General features: G+C 67.7%; 20 protein-coding genes and 1 pseudogene. 10 read left to right on the top strand and 11 right to left on the bottom strand.

The features are described from left to right. Nucleotides 1-44: 44 nt before the first annotated feature. Together ACIA12_RS03785 and ACIA12_RS03780 are read right to left on the bottom strand one after the other, a co-directional pair. The gene (locus ACIA12_RS03785; RefSeq protein ID WP_396366024.1) at nt 45-467 is read right to left on the bottom strand and encodes a Fur family transcriptional regulator; all 423 of its coding nucleotides are present in this window, start codon (nt 465-467) and stop codon (nt 45-47) included. Between the two features lie 812 nt (nt 468-1,279). Next, entirely contained in the window at nt 1,280-1,969 is a 690-nt protein-coding gene (locus ACIA12_RS03780) for a LysR family substrate-binding domain-containing protein (protein ID WP_396365266.1), read from the bottom strand. 32 nt (nt 1,970-2,001) lie between these two features. Here ACIA12_RS03780 and ACIA12_RS03775 point away from each other — a divergent pair, with 32 nt between their 5' ends. Together ACIA12_RS03775 and ACIA12_RS03770 are read left to right on the top strand one after the other, a co-directional pair. After that, on the top strand, nt 2,002-2,394 hold the full coding sequence (locus ACIA12_RS03775; RefSeq protein ID WP_396365265.1) for a DUF5997 family protein: 393 nt from the start codon (nt 2,002-2,004) through the stop codon (nt 2,392-2,394). A gap of 46 nt (nt 2,395-2,440) precedes the next feature. Further along, nucleotides 2,441-2,959, top strand: a complete 519-nt coding sequence (locus ACIA12_RS03770) for a VOC family protein (RefSeq protein WP_396365264.1) — start codon at nt 2,441-2,443, stop codon at nt 2,957-2,959. A 43-nt stretch (nt 2,960-3,002) separates the two neighbouring features. On the opposite strand, the gene ACIA12_RS03765 is transcribed toward ACIA12_RS03770, so the two are convergent. The 4 genes from ACIA12_RS03765 to ACIA12_RS03750 form a co-directional block, all read right to left on the bottom strand. Beyond that, nucleotides 3,003-4,202 carry a low temperature requirement protein A gene (locus ACIA12_RS03765; RefSeq protein WP_396365263.1) on the bottom strand — a complete coding sequence of 400 codons (1,200 nt, stop codon included), beginning with the start codon at nt 4,200-4,202 and terminating at the stop codon, nt 3,003-3,005. A gap of 129 nt (nt 4,203-4,331) precedes the next feature. After that, nucleotides 4,332-4,544 (bottom strand): hypothetical protein, encoded by a 213-nt coding sequence (locus ACIA12_RS03760; RefSeq protein ID WP_396365262.1) that lies wholly within the window; start codon nt 4,542-4,544, stop codon nt 4,332-4,334. Continuing rightward, entirely contained in the window at nt 4,541-4,990 is a 450-nt protein-coding gene (locus ACIA12_RS03755; RefSeq protein ID WP_396365261.1) for a cupin domain-containing protein, read from the bottom strand. The genes ACIA12_RS03760 and ACIA12_RS03755 overlap by 4 nt, the downstream gene beginning before the upstream one ends. Before the next feature lie 7 nt (nt 4,991-4,997). Then, nucleotides 4,998-5,777, bottom strand: coding sequence for an SDR family oxidoreductase (locus ACIA12_RS03750; RefSeq protein ID WP_396365260.1), 780 nt, complete (start codon nt 5,775-5,777; stop codon nt 4,998-5,000). A 156-nt stretch (nt 5,778-5,933) separates the two neighbouring features. Here ACIA12_RS03750 and ACIA12_RS03745 point away from each other — a divergent pair, with 156 nt between their 5' ends. The 3 genes from ACIA12_RS03745 to ACIA12_RS03735 are packed head-to-tail and all read left to right on the top strand — an operon-like array spanning nt 5,934 to nt 8,514. After that, nucleotides 5,934-7,397 carry a DHA2 family efflux MFS transporter permease subunit gene (locus tag ACIA12_RS03745; RefSeq protein ID WP_396365259.1) on the top strand — a complete coding sequence of 488 codons (1,464 nt, stop codon included), beginning with the start codon at nt 5,934-5,936 and terminating at the stop codon, nt 7,395-7,397. Beyond that, nucleotides 7,394-8,053: a transcriptional repressor LexA gene (gene lexA / locus ACIA12_RS03740; protein ID WP_396365258.1), complete on the top strand. Its 660-nt coding sequence runs from the start codon at nt 7,394-7,396 to the stop codon at nt 8,051-8,053. The genes ACIA12_RS03745 and lexA overlap by 4 nt, the downstream gene beginning before the upstream one ends. Nucleotides 8,054-8,079: 26 nt before the next feature. Beyond that, complete coding sequence (locus tag ACIA12_RS03735) at nt 8,080-8,514, top strand: TIGR03618 family F420-dependent PPOX class oxidoreductase (RefSeq protein WP_396365257.1); 435 nt, start codon at nt 8,080-8,082, stop codon at nt 8,512-8,514. A gap of 55 nt (nt 8,515-8,569) precedes the next feature. On the opposite strand, the gene ACIA12_RS03730 is transcribed toward ACIA12_RS03735, so the two are convergent. From ACIA12_RS03730 to ACIA12_RS03720, 3 genes are read right to left on the bottom strand one after another with little or no spacing between them, the layout of a single operon-like run. Beyond that, nucleotides 8,570-9,409, bottom strand: coding sequence for a MauE/DoxX family redox-associated membrane protein (locus ACIA12_RS03730; protein ID WP_396365256.1), 840 nt, complete (start codon nt 9,407-9,409; stop codon nt 8,570-8,572). A gap of 11 nt (nt 9,410-9,420) precedes the next feature. Next, complete coding sequence (locus ACIA12_RS03725; RefSeq protein WP_396365255.1) at nt 9,421-10,026, bottom strand: cell wall protein; 606 nt, start codon at nt 10,024-10,026, stop codon at nt 9,421-9,423. Nucleotides 10,027-10,040: 14 nt separating this feature from the next. Next, entirely contained in the window at nt 10,041-10,454 is a 414-nt protein-coding gene (locus ACIA12_RS03720) for a hypothetical protein (protein ID WP_396365254.1), read from the bottom strand. A gap of 274 nt (nt 10,455-10,728) precedes the next feature. Here ACIA12_RS03720 and ACIA12_RS03715 point away from each other — a divergent pair, with 274 nt between their 5' ends. The 3 genes from ACIA12_RS03715 to ACIA12_RS03705 all read left to right on the top strand — a co-directional run bounded on the left by ACIA12_RS03715 (nt 10,729) and on the right by ACIA12_RS03705 (nt 12,485). Beyond that, a complete protein-coding gene (locus tag ACIA12_RS03715; RefSeq protein ID WP_396365253.1) occupies nt 10,729-10,932 on the top strand; it encodes an antitoxin in 204 nt (67 codons plus the stop codon). A 528-nt stretch (nt 10,933-11,460) separates the two neighbouring features. Next, a complete protein-coding gene (locus ACIA12_RS03710; protein WP_396365252.1) occupies nt 11,461-11,703 on the top strand; it encodes a hypothetical protein in 243 nt (80 codons plus the stop codon). After that, the gene (locus tag ACIA12_RS03705) at nt 11,667-12,485 is read left to right on the top strand and encodes a helix-turn-helix domain-containing protein (protein ID WP_396365251.1); all 819 of its coding nucleotides are present in this window, start codon (nt 11,667-11,669) and stop codon (nt 12,483-12,485) included. Before ACIA12_RS03710 ends, ACIA12_RS03705 begins: the two co-directional genes overlap by 37 nt. Nucleotides 12,486-12,489: 4 nt before the next feature. Here the strand turns inward: ACIA12_RS03705 and ACIA12_RS03700 are convergent, their stop codons facing one another. Continuing rightward, nucleotides 12,490-13,149: an HAD family hydrolase gene (locus ACIA12_RS03700; protein WP_396365250.1), complete on the bottom strand. Its 660-nt coding sequence runs from the start codon at nt 13,147-13,149 to the stop codon at nt 12,490-12,492. On the opposite strand from ACIA12_RS03700, the pseudogene ACIA12_RS03695 reads away from it, so the two are divergent. Then, a pseudogene (locus tag ACIA12_RS03695) lies at nt 13,093-13,733 on the top strand (type 1 glutamine amidotransferase domain-containing protein). The gene ACIA12_RS03700 and the pseudogene ACIA12_RS03695 overlap by 57 nt on opposite strands. Before the next feature lie 25 nt (nt 13,734-13,758). After that, complete coding sequence (locus tag ACIA12_RS03690) at nt 13,759-14,178, top strand: PaaI family thioesterase (RefSeq protein WP_396365249.1); 420 nt, start codon at nt 13,759-13,761, stop codon at nt 14,176-14,178. A gap of 30 nt (nt 14,179-14,208) precedes the next feature. Here the strand turns inward: ACIA12_RS03690 and ACIA12_RS03685 are convergent, their stop codons facing one another. Then, nucleotides 14,209-15,567 carry an NAD-dependent succinate-semialdehyde dehydrogenase gene (locus ACIA12_RS03685; protein WP_396365248.1) on the bottom strand — a complete coding sequence of 453 codons (1,359 nt, stop codon included), beginning with the start codon at nt 15,565-15,567 and terminating at the stop codon, nt 14,209-14,211. Nucleotides 15,568-15,677: the final 110 nt, after the last annotated feature.

The raw sequence follows: 15,677 nt of genomic DNA, 5'->3' as shown, positions 1-15,677 counted from the left end.
CGACTTCGGCGTTCGGTCCTTCAGACACGGCAAACCTTCCGGGATCAAGGGGTTCTGGACGTGGTGGAACAGTTGGGACAGAGGCCCCAGTAGACGACCTCGGCCTCGTCGATCACGTAGCCGTGATCGTCCGACGCCGTCAGGCAAGGGGCGGAGCCGTGCGCGCAGTCGACGTCTTCGATCGCTCCGCAGGACCGGCAGACGACATGGTGGTGGTTGTCCCCGACGCGCCCCTCGTACCGGGCCACCGACCCGGTCGGCTGAATCCGCCTGAGGAGACCGGCGGCAGTCAGCGCCCGAAGCACGTCATAAACAGCCTGATGAGACACATCGAGCTCGTTGCGAACCGACTGGATGATCGTGTCCGTATCCGCATGCGGGTTCTCCCGCACCGCAGCCAGCACAGCCACCCGAGGCTTGGTCACGCGCAACGCAGCCCCACGCAACCGCTCCTCGAACTCCGTCATCGCCACCCCCGGAGTCTCCCCCCTTTTCTGGAACCAGTCAAGATTAGCTTCCCAAACACCAACCCCCACCCCACCCGCGCCACCACCCACCCCACCGACCCAACACCCCCACCACCCGCCGGCCGCACCACCACCCCCAGCCAGACCAGCAGCCCCGCTACCCACCCAGCAGCACAACCCAACCCCAGCCAGACCGACAGGCCCAGCCACCCACCCAGCAGCAACACCCACCCCCAGCCAGACCGACAGGCCCAGCAACCGGCCCCGCGGCACCACCCAGCCCGCGGAACCGACAGACCCACCGCCCACCCAGCAGCAACCCCAACCCAGCCTGATCGGCGGACCTAGCCACCCATCCCCCCAGCCGGACCGGCAGACCCAGGCACCCACCCGGCAGCACAGCCCAACCCCAGCCGGACCAGCAGCCCCAGCCACCCACCCAGCAGCAACACCCACCCCCAGCCGGATCGGCAGACCCAGCCACCCGCCCGGCAGCACAACCCAGCCCCAGCCGAACCAGCCACCGGCCCCGCGGCACCACCCGGCCCGCCGAACCGACAGACCCACCGCCCACCCAGCAGCAATACCCAACCCCAGCCGATCGGCGGCCGTAGCCACCCACCCCGCGGCACAACCCAACCCCAGCCGGACCGGCGGACCCAGCCACCTGCCCAGCACCACCCAACCCCAGCTGGATCGGCGGACCCAGCCACCCACCCCGCACCCAGCCCCAGCCGGACCGGCGGACCCAACCACCTGCTCGCCCGCCGGCGTTGGAGGCCGTGGCCTGTTGATCGGGCGACTTCGAAGGATCAGCGGCGGCGGTTGCCCCTTTGCGGACGCTTGGGCGTCTTCGCGGGCGGGGTGGACTTCTTCTTCGTCGGCTTGGCCTTCGGCGGCGTCGGCACCTGCCGGGAACTGTTGACGGTCCGCCCCCGGATGATGCCGATGAGTTGTTCCATCAGGTCGGTCGGCTCACCCTCGGGCCAGCTCAGCACGACCTGCGACTCCGGCGCGTCGGTGATCGGCCGGTACGTGAGGTCCTTGCGGTGATGAAGCCGGGCCAGCGACTGCGGTACGACGAGCAGCCCCACCCCCGCCGCGACCAGTTCGATCGCCGAGGCAGTCGTCTCCGGCCGCTCGGCGAAAAGGTGACCGGGCAACTGTTCCCAGTCGAGTGTGTCGTCGAGCGGGCGTAGTACGACGTCATCGGCCAGATCCGCAGCGGTCACCTCTTCCGCCGCCGTCACCAGATGATCCTTCGGTACGACGACCACGGTGGTCTCCGTGTAGAGCGGGATCGCGTTCAGCCCATCGCGATCGATCGGCAACCGCAACAAAGCGGCCTCGGCACCACCGCTGCGTACCAGATCAGCCGCCTCAGCCGCCGGTACGCCGACCAGCTCCAGCGCGACTCGAGGCAGCCGCTCGTTCCAGATCCGCACCCACTTGGTCGGTGTCACGCCGGGGACGTACGCGAGCCTGAAAGTCGGTGCTGTCACCGGGTCAGGCTATCTCTCGATACCCTGGCCCCATGACGTCGCCGAAGACCAGCCAGACCATGAAACCCGCAACGGCGGCCAAGAAGCTCGGTGTGTACCTCGAGGCCACGCCCGCGGAGTTCCAGGAAGGCCTGATCACCCGCGACGAGCTGAACTCCCTGCAGACCGACCCGCCGGAGTGGCTGCGCGACCTGCGCGCCAACGGCCCGCACCCCCGCCCGGTCGTCGCCGCCCGCCTGGCCGTCTCCATCTCCGGCCTGGCCCGGGCCGGCTACACCGAGCCCCTCACCACCGCCGAGATCGAGGACCTGCGCGCCGAGAACCCCGACTGGCTCCAGCGCGAACGCGAGATCCAGGCGGACGTACAGGCCGAAGCCGAGCGCGTGAAAGAAGCCAAGGCAGCCAAGTCCAAAGCCCGCCACTGACCCGGCGGAACTACCCACCGGTTGAGTCCTCAACTACCATGGGCAGATGGCGATCTTCCGGCTGAACCACGCTGTCCTGTACGTCCGTGACGTCCCCGCGAGCGTCGCCTTCTACCGCGACGTCCTCGGCTTCGACTACACCGAAGGCGGCGACGCCTACCAGGGCGCCGCCTTCCTCCGCGCCCCCGACTCCACCAACGACCACGACCTGGGCCTGTTCCAGATCGGCGCCGAAGCAGGCCCATCAGGTGCCGGCAAATCCACCGTCGGCCTCTACCACCTGGCCTGGGAAGTCGACACCCTAGGCGACCTGGAAACCCTGGAAAAAGCCCTCACGGCAGCCGGCGCCCTGGTCGGCCAATCCGACCACGGCACCACCAAGTCCCTCTACGGCAAAGACCCCGACGGCCTCGAATTCGAAATAGTCTGGATCATCCCAGCCAACCTCCTGACCGACGCCGACCGCACCAAATCCGGCGTCTCCCGCCTGGACCTCGCCGCCGAAATAACCAAATACGGCCGAGACTCCCGCAGCGGCCTAGGCATCTCCCGCCCGACCAACTAACCGGCCAGCTTTCGCTTGCAGTCACCTCTTGTTCTTGTTCTTGTTAGTTCGAGGGTGTGGCTGTGGCGGGCCAGGTGATGGTGGCTGCGGTTAGCAGGACTACTAGGGCGGTGATGGTGGCGACCGTGCCTGTGACGGTGAGGGTGGGGGTTGCTAGTGGGAGGAGCAGGATGAGCGCCACGCATACGACGATTGCGGGGCGGCTGGTGATGCGGTCTGGGCTGATTGCTGTTTGGACGGCGTGTAGTAGGAGCAGGAAGACGGCGACCGGGATGGCTACCGCGTAGGCGACGGTGGTTTCGGATGCCTCGATGTGGTGGCCTGCTTGCTCGACGCTGACTTCCAGGCCGGCGCCCAGTGCGGCGAGGGCGCCGAAGATGCCGTAGTGGCCGTAGCCCCAGTGGTAGGAACGGTGGCGACGATCGGCCAGACCTGTCCCGGACGGATGCAGGAAGTACAGCCACCAGATCGAGAACAGCAGTACCAGACCGCACAGCGCCACGACGATCAGGTCCAGGCTGACATGGCTCGCCTCGACGGCGTCCTGGACCGCGCGGGTGGCGGCCAGCACGCTCTCGCCGAGCACGATGATGACGAACAGCCCGTACCGTTCGGCGATGTGGTGTGGATGCCAGTTCGTCTTGGCCGCCCGCTCGGCCCACCACGGCACCAGCAGCTCGAGTACGACCAGGAAGAGGAAGGTCCACGGACTGACGCTGTCGAACACGGCGATCCGCAGGACCCACCCCACCTGCACGATCGAGATCCCGGCCGCGTACCGGAAGGACGTGCCGCGCCGCTCGGGATCCTCGATGCCGGACCGGATCCACTGGCTCACCAGCCCGATCCGCATGACCAGGTAGCCCACCGTGATCCACGTGTAGTCCGAGTGCGTGGCCGCCGCCGGTACTCCGGCCGCCAGCACCAGGACGCCGGCCATCTGCACCATCGTGGTCAATCGGTAGACGACGTCGTCGGTGTCGTACGACGAGGCGAACCAGGTGAAGTTCATCCAGGCCCACCAGATCGCGAAGAAGACCTGCAGGAACGGCACCACCGACTCGTGCGCGTGCCCGTCCGCGACCCCGTGCGCCAGCTGCGCCGTCGCGGCGGCGACCGCGACCACGAAGGTCAGGTCGAAGAGCAGTTCGAGCGGACTCGACGCGCGGTGCGGCTCGTCGATCGGCCGGGCTTTCATCGGTACTCGCAACCGGACGGCCATGCTCAGGAGGAGACCTCTCACTCGACCAACCTGCCAACACTGGGGACTTCGCGCCTCAGGCTAGCGAGTTCGGCGGGTTTCGGTGGGATTTCCTCCAGCCCCACGTGATCTCCGTACCGGACATCGGTACGGAGATCACGACGTCCCGCTTCAGCGGGACTGTTCATCGGCCTTGCCTTCCAGCGACTCGATCGCGCCGCGGAGGCTGCGCAGGCTCGCCTCCTCGTACTCGACCTCGGCCGGATCGGCCAGCCAGCCCTCGGGCGGACCGAACTCGTCCGGCCGGCTCGCCTCGATCGTCGTCAGCTCGGCGTCCACCTCGACCTCGAGCTCACCCAGGAACTCCTCGTCCGGTGTGCTCATGACTGCGCCGGAACCCGCCGGTCCTTGCGGGCTTCGAGCTCCTCGTCGTCGACGACGACGAACATCGGCTGGCCCGGTACGCCGATCATGGTGACGACGAACTTGCACGCGATGTCCGACCGGTTGTTGCCGTCGCGGTAGTGGATGACGTCACCGCCCGGCTCCCAGAACGCCTCGCCGGCCTTGATCGCCCGGGGCGCCTCGCCCTCCAGCTCGAACCACACCTCCCCCTCCAGCACATAGCCGAAGGCGGGTCCGGAGTGCCGGTGCGGCGGAGCACCCGGGTCACCCGGCGGGTACTCGATGACCACCGTCATCACCTCGGCCTGCTCGGAGATGTGCGGCGGGGTCGTCGACTGCAGCATGGTGAGCCCGTTCTGCCACGCGCCCGAGCCCGGTACGCCCTTGTCCTGCAGAACGCCTTCGTCGGCCTGGATCTCGGTCATCAGCAGGTCACTTCCCTTCCGCGGCCTGGGCGGCGAGCCAGTCGCCGAAGTGGAGGTCACCCAGCAGCGCGTCGCCCTCGGGTACCAGCGACCGCTCCGAGACCGGGATTCCGAAGTACGTCGCGTTCGGGTCCTGTACCACCGTCCGCGGATCCTTCCGGGTGGTCAGCGCGATCCGGACGAACTCGTCCATCTCGTACTGCTCCGGCCCGCCGACCTCGGTGATCGCGTTGGTCGCCGGCGTGACGGCGGCCCGGGCGACCGTCTTCGCGACGTCCTCGGCCGCGATCGGCTGGATCAGCGCGCCCGGCATCCGCACGGTGTCGCCGTCGGTGCCGGAGTCCGCGATCGAGGCGGCGAACTCGTAGAACTGGGTCGCGTGCACGATCGAGTACGGGATGCCGGACTGCTGGATGAGGCTCTCCTGCAGCAGCTTCGCCCGGAAGTAGCCGCTGGTGGACTGCGGGTTGTTGTCCGCCTTCGCCAGCCGCTCGGTGCCGACGACCGAGAGTGCGACGTGATGTCCGACCCCGGCCTCCTTCTCGGCGGCCAGCAGGTTGGTGTTGGAGGTCTTGAAGAACTCCGTCGCCGCGGCCTCCTCGAAGCTCGGCGAGTTGGAGACGTCGATCACGACGTCCGCGCCCTTGAGGATCTCCAGACCCTCCCCGGTGAGCGTGTTGACACCCGTCCCGGGCGAGGCGGCAACGGCCTCGTGGCCGTGCTCCCCCAGCTTCGCGACGACTTTCGAGCCGATCAGTCCAGTGCCGCCGACCACGACGATCTTCATCTCCGGATTCCTCCTTCTCGGCCGTCGGCACCCGTTGCCGCCGGTTCTGCAGCTAAGACAGGGCAGCCCGCCGGGCTGTGACAGTGGCGTTCCGGGGGTGGGAGGGAGCACTCTGGGACGGATGCGGGGCGGGCGGGGCGGGCGGGAGGTGTTGGCGTGGCGACTGCGGAGCTGCGGAGTACGGCGGGGGTGGCGGTGGTCAGCGCGACCATCCTGGCGTCGACCATCGGGTTCCTGGACGCGTCGGTGGTGAGCGTCGCGATCCCCGCGATCGGCGCTGACCTCCACGCGGGCGTCGCGGCGCTCCAGTGGGTGGTGACCGGCTACCTGGTCACAGTCGCCGCACTGCTGCTCGTCGCGGGTGGCCTGTCCGACCGGTACGGCCGTCGGCGCCTGCTCGTCGCGGGGCTGATCCTCACCCTGGCGGCCTCGGTGCTCTGCTCTCTCGCCAACTCGGTCGGCCTGCTGATCGCCGCGAGAATCCTGCAAGGCGTGGGTGGGGCGTTGACCGTACCGAGCAGCCTGGCTCTGCTCAACGCGACCCTGCGTCCGCAGGACCGCGCCCGGGGCATCGGTCTGTGGGCGGGCCTGGCAACCCTCGGGATGGCGATCGGCCCGTACGCCGGTGGCTGGCTGGTCGACCATGCGTCCTGGCAGTGGCTCTTCCTGCTCAACCTGCCCCTGGGGATCGCCGCTCTGCTGGTACTACGCCACGTCAAGGAGAGCCTCGACGAGAATGCGAGTGGCCGGCTCGACCTGCTGGGTGCGGCGCTGACCGTGGTCGGCTTCGGCGGCGTCATCTACGCACTGACCGAGGGATCGGCCCATGGCTGGTCCCGTCCCGCGGTGATACCGGCCGGTCTGATCGGACTCGTCTGCGTGATCGCCCTGTTCCCGCTCGAGTCCAGGCGCCAGGCACCGGTCATCCGGCTCCGGTTGTTCAAGTCGCGTCAGTTCGACGCGATCAACCTGAGCACCTTCCTCTTCTATGCGGCGCTCGGCGGCGCCGGCTACATCCTGTACCTGCAACTCGAACTGCAGTTGAACTACAGCGCCACCGCGGCCGGCGCCGCACTCATCCCGTCCACCGTCGTCTTCCTGCTGATCTCGCCGCTGAGCGGCGCACTCGTCGCGCGCGTCGGCCCACGCTGGATGATGGCGATCGGGATAGCGCTGGTCGGTCTCGGCTTCGTCTACCTGACCGGTCTCGGCCCCGGATCCAGTTACCTTGGCGGCCTCCTCCCCGGGATTCTGCTCGAGGGAGTCGGGCTTGGCGTCGCTGTCACTCCCCTGACTGCCGCGGTGCTGGCCGCTGTCGACAACGCCGATCTCGGCGAGGCGTCGGCGATCAACAACACCGTCGCGCGGATCGGCGGTGTCGCCGCGATCGCACTGATTCCCACCCTGGGCGGCGGTGCCGGACTCAACCTCAAGGAGACGATCTCGACCAGCTACCGGCCCACGATGATCGCCACCGCCGTACTGTGTTTCGCCGCTGCCGCGGTGGCAGCCGTCTTCGTCTCGAGGGCCACCGGTGTCGTCGCGCCGAGAATCGCTCCCGCGCCACCGCATGGCTGCATCGCCGACTGTCTGCCCCAGCCTCTAGAATCCGGCCGGTGACCTACGACGACCTTGACCCCTTCGAGCAGTTGAACGCCGCCGGCCTCCCCGAGCGGCAGCAGAAGATCCTGGTGGCGATCCGGGACTGGGTGGTCAAGCACGGGTACTCACCGAGCACCCGCCAGATCGGCGAAGCCGTCGGCCTCCGCTCGTCGTCGACAGTCTCCCGGCACCTGACCAGCCTGGAGGAGAAGGGCTTCCTCAGCCGCAGTCAGTCGATGTCCCGCCCGATCGACGTCCGGATGTTCCTGCAGGACACTCAGGCCCCGACCGCGACGGACGACTCGGTCTCCGTCCCGGTCGTCGGCGACATCGCGGCCGGTACGCCGATCTCCGCGATCGAGCACCTCGACGACTCGCTCATGCTCCCCCGCGAGCTGACCGGCCGTGGCACGATCTTCGCGCTGCGGGTCCGCGGCGACTCGATGATCGACGCCGCGATCTGCGACGGCGACATGGTGGTGATCCGGCAGCAGTCCGAGGCGCACTCGGGGCAGATCGTCGCCGCGATGATCGACGAGGAGGCGACCGTCAAGGTGTACCGGCGCCGCAACGGCCACGTGTACCTGGAGCCACGCAACCCGGCGTACGAAGTGATCGACGGCGACAACGCGACCATCCTCGGCATCGTCGTCTCGGTCCTTCGCAGCGTCTGATCAGCACGGTCTGAGAGGCTGGCTGTATGACGACCTTGGCTGAAGTTGCGGCACTGGCGAGTGAGGACCAGGGACTCGCGGTGGTCTCGACGCTGCGCGCCGACCAGACCATCCAGTCCTCGCTGGTGAACGCCGGCGTGCTCGACCACCCGCAGACCGGCGAGCCCGTGCTCGCCTTCGTCACCTACGGCAAGGTGAAGCTGGCCAATCTCCGGGTACGTCCGCAGTTGTCGGTCACCTTCCGCAAGGGCTGGAAGTGGGGCACCGTCGAGGGCAAGGCCCAGCTCGCCGGCCCGGACGACCCACAGCCGTGGCTCGACGCCGAGTCGCTGCGGCTGTTGCTGCGCGACATCTTCACCGCTGCCGGTGGCACGCACGACGACTGGGACGAGTACGACCGGGTGATGGCCGAGCAGCATCGGACCGCGGTACTGATCACGCCGGATCGCGTCTACGGCTGACCGCTTGATCCGGAACCTGTTGGACCGGCGTACCGGCCCAACAGGTTCGGTGTGATCAGGCCGGCACTGGCAACAGTGACGGCCGGTAGAGCGTTTCGCCCGACTCGTCGTCGACGATCGCCACCCGGACCTCGTCCGGCTCGTAGCGCAGGCGCGGTACCGCGAAGACAGCCGTCGCCTCGCGGTCGTCGTACGACGCCGTGTAGCTGATGAAGCGCCAGTCCCCTTCGTCCCAGGTGTCGCGGATTCCGGATCGCAGGAGTGCGTTCACCGCGCGATAAGCACTACTGCGCAGCAACTGGTGCTCCGACGTGGCCAGCGGTACGCCGTACGAGGCCGTGTGCGCCAGCGGATGCGTGAGCCTGACCTTGAGCCGGCGCAACGGCAGCAACCAGTAGCGGTCGAGCTCGGCCGACATGGCGACGAACAGCATCACCTCGACGACCACCACCACGACAGCAGTTGCTCCCGGCAACGATGCGGACCAGCCCGTATCCGCCGTGGACGCCCAGATCGCGGCACCCAGCAGCAACCCTGCCCGGCCGAACGATCGCCACGTCACGGGCGCCATCGCGGATCCCGCACAACCGCACGACGAGTCCGGAGCCGCGATCCGCGTGTACGTCAGATAGCCGAGAAAGCCTACTGACAAGGCGATCGCGGCCAGGCTCTCCACCTTCCACACCGGCGGCAGCAGCAGCGACGCGGCGAGCAGCAACTCGATCGCGCCGACCGCACGGAACGCCGGCTCGGCCCGATCCTCGCCGACGAACCTCTTCAGGGCCGTCCGCCGCGCCCTGGCACCGACCAGAGGCCCGACGAGCTTCCCGTACGACGACCACACCAGCAGCGCGCTGATCACCAGCGCTTGGAGGGCCGCCACCTGTCCCGTCATCGGCGGCCTCCCTACGCCGTCGCCGCGTAGATGGTGGCGACGTCGATCTCGTTGGTGTCCGGCCGCCAGGCGCCGATCACCTGGACGTGCTTGCCGACCTTGACCATCGACATGTCGGACACCGCGGGCTTGCCGTTGTAGACAGCGGCACTGGTGCCCGGCACGACATGCCCCACGATCTTCGAGCCCTTGTGGTCCAGGTACAGGGCGTTCAGGCCGATCGCGGTGACATGCACGTTGAGGTTGACGATGTTCACCCAGACCGACTCGACGGCGATCGTGCCGTCGGGCATCGCCACGCCCCGGGCGTACAGGCCGTCGCCGACCTTGACCTGGTCGAGCGTGGTCGGGCGGAGTTTCCAGACGCTGGTACCACCGGTCAGCCGCAGCCGGTGGAACCGGCCGTCGGAGCCGGAGACCAGGATCATGCTGCCGTCGCGGGCGGTGACCCGGCCCTCGGCGAAGTTCGGGTCGGGCGCGCCCGGCTCAGCGTTCTGAGCACGGGCGGCGAAGGCGGTCTCGGGCGCGAGCGAGCCCATGGCGGTCGCGCCGACCAGGGTTGCGGTGCCCAGTACGGCGCCGCTGAGCAAGGTGCGTCGATCCATCGTGTTCGTCATCGGTCAGTCCCCCCTCAGCCTGCGTCTACCTGGCACGGAATGAGTCCGGAGTTCAGATTCGCGATCGCGCTGAACGCCGCCGGGGTCAGGTCGATGACCCGGTTCGAGGCGCAGGTACCGCCGCAGCAGGCCCGCTCGCCGCAGAACAGGTCGGTCTGCGGTCCGCAGTCGGCGATGCTCGTGGTGATGCGCGCGCCGTTACACAGGTTGGTGGTCTGATGCCGGAAGCCGCAGGTCCGGCGGGAGACGCCGGTGATTCCGCAGCGGTCGGGACGGGTGATCGAGTAGCAGGCGTCCGAGGTGTTGGTCCAGGCGTGCTGCGAGCTGCCCGAGTTGCAGGTGCCGCAGGCGCCGTGCCCGGCCGTTCCGCAGGGTCCCCATGCGTTGCCGCAGCAGAACCATGACACTTCGCCTTGCAATCCAGCCATTTCTCCTCCTAGGTCCAAGGGGCGGTTCGAACCTTTCCGCACCCTTATACCTCGCTCGGAGTGGGATATATACAACTCAGCGTGATATTCGGTAACTTTTCACCCTGACGTGAATGTTGATGCGTCATCACGCAACCCACCCGAACGGTTGCGTTTGGCAACGGCGCGGCCGGGCACTTGGCCGGGGTACGGAGCGTCTCGGAGGCGGCCGACCGCCCTGCGGAGGGGGCGGGACCGCGAGACGCTCGACTCCGACCGAAAGGACGACAGCGAGATGGGTGTCTTCGACAACATGAAGGACAAGGTCACCGACGCGGTCGACGACCACGGCGACAAGATCAGCGGCGGACTCGACAAGGCCGGCGACGCCGTCGACGAGAAGACCGGCGGCAAGTACGGCGACAAGATCGACCAGGGCACCGACCAGGCCAAGGACCGCCTGGACGCCCTCGACGGCCAGGACGACGACATCAGCTGACCCCTCTCAGCACCGAACGGGCCGCGAGCACTCCACTCGCGGCCCGTTCCGTCGTACCGGAAGAGTCAACAACAAAAAAACAAGAACAAGCAGAAGAACAAATACGAAGACAAAGAATATTAAAGACGCCACGCAGCGGTTCCAGAGGCAGTGCCGCGGCCACAGGTCAGCCGTGGGACCGGTACGGACCAGCCTGCAGATCCTTGCTCAGCAAGGAGAACTCGCACCCGACTGCCCGACCGCCAGTCCGCATGACCGATGACAGGTTGCCGCCACCCGGACCGTTCGGGAAGACGCACACCACCTGCGGCAATGGGAAGGCCATTCCCCAAGTATCCCGGGGCTGCCCAGCGGGACGCTGGGACAGTGCGGGCGAAATCCTCGCAGGTCAGCGACGTGCCGCTGGTGAAAACGGCACCAGAGCGCCCGTCGAGAGGTTCACTCGCAGAACTGACAGGCAGTAGTGTTTCGTTATCAGCGTGTGCAAATGCATCGTGCATCTGCACGTGCATCCGACTTGGAGTAGTGATGTCCAGAAGCACTCAGCCCCCACGCCGCCAGGCTCGGACCCGGCGGCCCGTCATCGTCGTCCTGGTCGTTGTGCTGGTGATTCATCTGTCCGCCCTGGCCTTCGCCACAATGCTTGTCAAGCAAGGAATGTCGCCGGCCGCGGCGATCGCGGCGACCGGCGCGCTGGTCGGCGCTGTCGCCAGCGCGAGCGCCAAGGCGACACGGTGCGCTCTGACGGCGGCGACCTTCCGGCGGGCGTGATGAACCGGCCACCGTCGACCTATCTACAGCAGTTCGCCGATCTCCTCGACCAGGTCCGCATCGACGCCGATCTGACCGTGCGTGAGCTCGGCGAGCTGATTGAGGCCTCCTCCCACTCCCAGCCGGTTCGCGTCACGGGCGGGGACCGGCTGCCCAGATGGCAGTCGGTCAGCAACTACCTGATCGGTTGCGGGGCCGGCGGCGGCATCCTTCAGGCTTGGTTGGAGCTCTGGCGCACGCTCCATCAGGCCGTTGGTGAGATCCGGCGGCCGTCGCATCCGGATCCGGGCGCGTTCTGGGCCCAGATCGAGCAGGACTGGCAGCGCGGCCTGACTGCCATCCGGAGACCAGATCCGCTCCTCATCGAGCTGCGGAAGGTGAGCACCCTGAAGGAGCTGGGGATCGTGATCCAGGCGCTGGCCGTCCGGGCCGGCCTCAGTTCGGTCCGGGAGGTCGCGAACCGCACCGGCATCCCGAAAACGACGGTGAACCACTGGTACAAAGGCACCCGCAAGCCTTCACTCTCGCGGCTGTCGATCCTCGCCGTGTTGCTGGGCGCGACCGATGCCGAGGAGAAAGAGTTCTCCCTGGCCCTGGGCCGGATTCGGATCACCTGCGAGGCCTGGTCGCCGCGGAGCGGGCAACGCTGCATGCTGAGCGAAACCCACCGAGGGCGGCACCAATCCATCGGCGGTGACCGGTGGCTCGACGATGGCGAGCTCGACGGCACACAAGGTCCGCGAACGGCGGCGAACGTCGGCGTCAGGGGCCCCTTCTGGTAGTCGCTCAGGCCGGTACTACGTGCTGCATGGCCTCGGGGATTGTGTTGGCTACGGGGGCGCCGGTGGACTCCAGGGACTGGCGGGTCATGGCGCCGGTGGCTACGAGGATGCAGGGGGCACCTACTGCTTGGGCTGCCAGGGCGTCGTCTACTACGTCGCCGATCAGCACTACGTCGGCGGGGCTCAGGTTTTGGGCTTTCAGGTGGCGGATGAGGTGGTCGGTCTTGGATTCGCCGCCTAGGGTGCCGGGGAGGCCGTCGACTCGTTGGAAGAGGTCGGTGAGGCCGTGGCCGGCGACGGTGGGGACCAGTTGGCTGTGGAACCACATCGACAGCAGGGACTGCGTGCGGCCGGTCTCGCGCCACGCGATCAGTTCGTCCGGTACGCCGGGTGCCAGCGCGCTCGTGTGGAGCAACAGGTCGTACTTGTCGTGGTACAGCCGATCGACGCGAGCCCAGTCGTCATCGTTCAGCGCGCGATCCAGTACCCGCTCGTAACAGGCGCGGACCGGGCGCGAGTAGAACTGCTGCCACTCCTCCCACCGCAACGGCGGCCGCCCGAACTCGGCGCACACCTCGTTGACCGCCGCGAGCACCACCTCGTTGTCATGCAGCAGGGTGCCGTTCCAGTCCCAGACGATGTGCGACGCCTTCACGATGCTCACCCGCGCAACCCTAGGCGAGCCCTGTGTAGCAGGCCGGAGCCCGGGTACCGGGGCGCCATGACTGACAAGAAGATCGCATTCCTGGTTGCCGCGGAGGGTATCGAGCGAGTGGAACTCACCGAACCCTGGAAGGCCGTCGCCGAGGCCGGGCATCAGCCCGTGCTGCTGAGTCCCGAAACCGGCGAGGTCCAGACCTTCGACCACCTGACCCCGAGTGACAAGAAGCCGGTCGATCAGGCCGTCGGCGACGCCTCGGTGGACGACTTCGACGCGCTCGTTCTGCCCGGCGGCGTGGCCAATCCGGACGCGCTCCAACGGACGAGAAGGCGGTGAGCTTCGTCAAGGCGTTCATCGACTCGGGCAAGCCGGTCGCCGCCATCTGCCATGCGCCCTGGACCCTGATCGAGGCCGACGTCGTGCGCGGCAAGACTGTGACGTCATGGCCGAGTCTGCAGACCGACCTGCGCAACGCCGGCGCGAACTGGGTCGACGAGACGGTCGCGACCGACGGCAACCTGATCACCAGCCGCAACCCCGACGACCTCCCGGCGTTCAGCAAGGCACTCCTCACAGCAGTCGGCTGACCAGCCACTGGCATACTCTCCGGCCATGGCCCTGCATACGCCGGAAGAGTTCACCAAGTTCGGCGCGGGAGCGCTGCCGGGCCTGATCGGCATCGAGTTCACCTCGGTCGAGCAGAACCTTCTCAAGGCCCGTACGCCGGTACGCCCGGAGCTCCTCGCGCCGAACGGCTACCTGCACGCCGGTACGGTTGTCAGCATCGCCGATACCCTCTGCGGGTACGGCACGATCAGCAACCTGCCCGAGGGCGCGACCGGGTTCACCACGATCGAGCTGAAGAGCAACTTCCTGGGTACCGCCCGCGAGGGTGCGGTCCTGGCCGAGGCGAGCCCGCTCCACCTCGGCCGGACCACCCAGGTCTGGGACGCGACCGTCACCAACGAGCAGACCGGCCGGCTGATCGCGACCTTCCGCTGCACCCAGATGATTCTCTGGCCGAAACCTTGACCGAGTTACCTGTTTGACCCGGTAACTCTCCTAGAGCCGGATCGACTTCTTGTTCATGAACTCCTCGATCCCGGCCGGGCCGAGTTCGCGGCCCATCCCGGAGCGCTTGATGCCGCCGAACGGCAGATCGGCCTGCGATCCACCCGCGCTGTTCAGATAGACCATGCCGGCCTCGATCTGATCGGCGACCCGGCGGTTGCGATCGGCATCGGTGCCCCACACGCTGGCGCCGAGGCCGAAGGGCGAGTCGTTCGCGATCGCGATCGCCTCGGCTTCCGACTCCGCCTTGAAGACCAGCACGACGGGCCCGAAGATCTCCTCGTAGTACGCGTCCATCTCCGGCGTGACGTCGGTCAGCACGGTTGCCTCGAGGTACGCGCCGGGCTCGATCCGCTGACCGCCGGTCCGCAGGGTCGCCCCTTGCCGGACGGCACGCTCGACCTGCTCGGCGACCTCGTCGGCCGCGGCGATCGAGGCCAGCGGGGGCAGCTTCGTCTCCGGGTCGGCCGGGTCGCCGGGGAGGTAGAAGTCGGCCACCCGCTTGGTGAGTTTGTCGACGAACTCGTCGTACAGGTCGGCGAGCACGATCATCCGCTTGGGTGCGTTGCAGGACTGGCCGCAGTTGCGCATCCGGGCGGTCGCGGTCGCCTTGACCGTCTCGTCGAGGTCGGCGGAGTCGAGCACGATCAGCGGGTCGGAGCCGCCCAGTTCGAGCACGGTCTTCTTGAGGTGCTTGCCCGCGTCGGCGGCGACGGAGATCCCGGCCTGCTCGCTCCCGGTCAGCGAGACGCCCTGGATCCGGGGGTCGGCCAGGATGGCCGGGATCTGGCGGGAAGACGCGAATGTGTTGACGTACACGTCGTCCGGTACGCCGGCGTCCCGCAGTACCGACTCGATCGCCGCGGCCGAACGCGGGCAGATCGACGCGTGCTTGAGCAGGATCGTGTTGCCCAGGACCAGGTTCGGCGCGACGAAGCGGGCCACCTGGTAGCACGGAAAGTTCCACGGCATGATCCCGAGCAGCGGGCCGATCGGGTTCTTGGTGATGACCGCCTTGCCGCCCTTGATCGCCACCGGCTCATCAGCCAGCAACTCTTCGGCATGGTCGGCGTAGTAGTTGAAGATGTCGACGACGATGCCGACCTCACCACGCCCCTCGTTGATCCGCTTCCCCATCTCCAGCGTCATGATCGCCGCAAGCTCATCGGCCCGCTCCGCGAACAACTCAGCCGCCCGCTTCACAATCCCAGCCCGCTCAGCCACAGTCCGCCGCCGCCACGCCTGATACCCACCGTGCACCCGCGCAACGGCCGCCTCCACCTCCTCAGCAGTCGAGTTCGGCACCTCTTCGACCAGTTCACCCGTCGCCGGGTTCGTCACTGAGTACATGGGTCACAGGCTACCGACTTCTTCACATACTGTATACAGTCATCTCATCTGTCGCCCGCTGGGCCAGGTTGAGGCAGGATGAGGGTCCGCATGTTTCCTTCGTCGATCGG

The organism is Kribbella sp. NPDC051620 (assembly GCF_044453825.1).
GTDB lineage: Bacteria > Actinomycetota > Actinomycetes > Propionibacteriales > Kribbellaceae > Kribbella.
The sequence above is the reverse complement of the archived record's forward strand: the minus strand, read 5'-3'. Positions and strand labels throughout refer to the sequence as shown.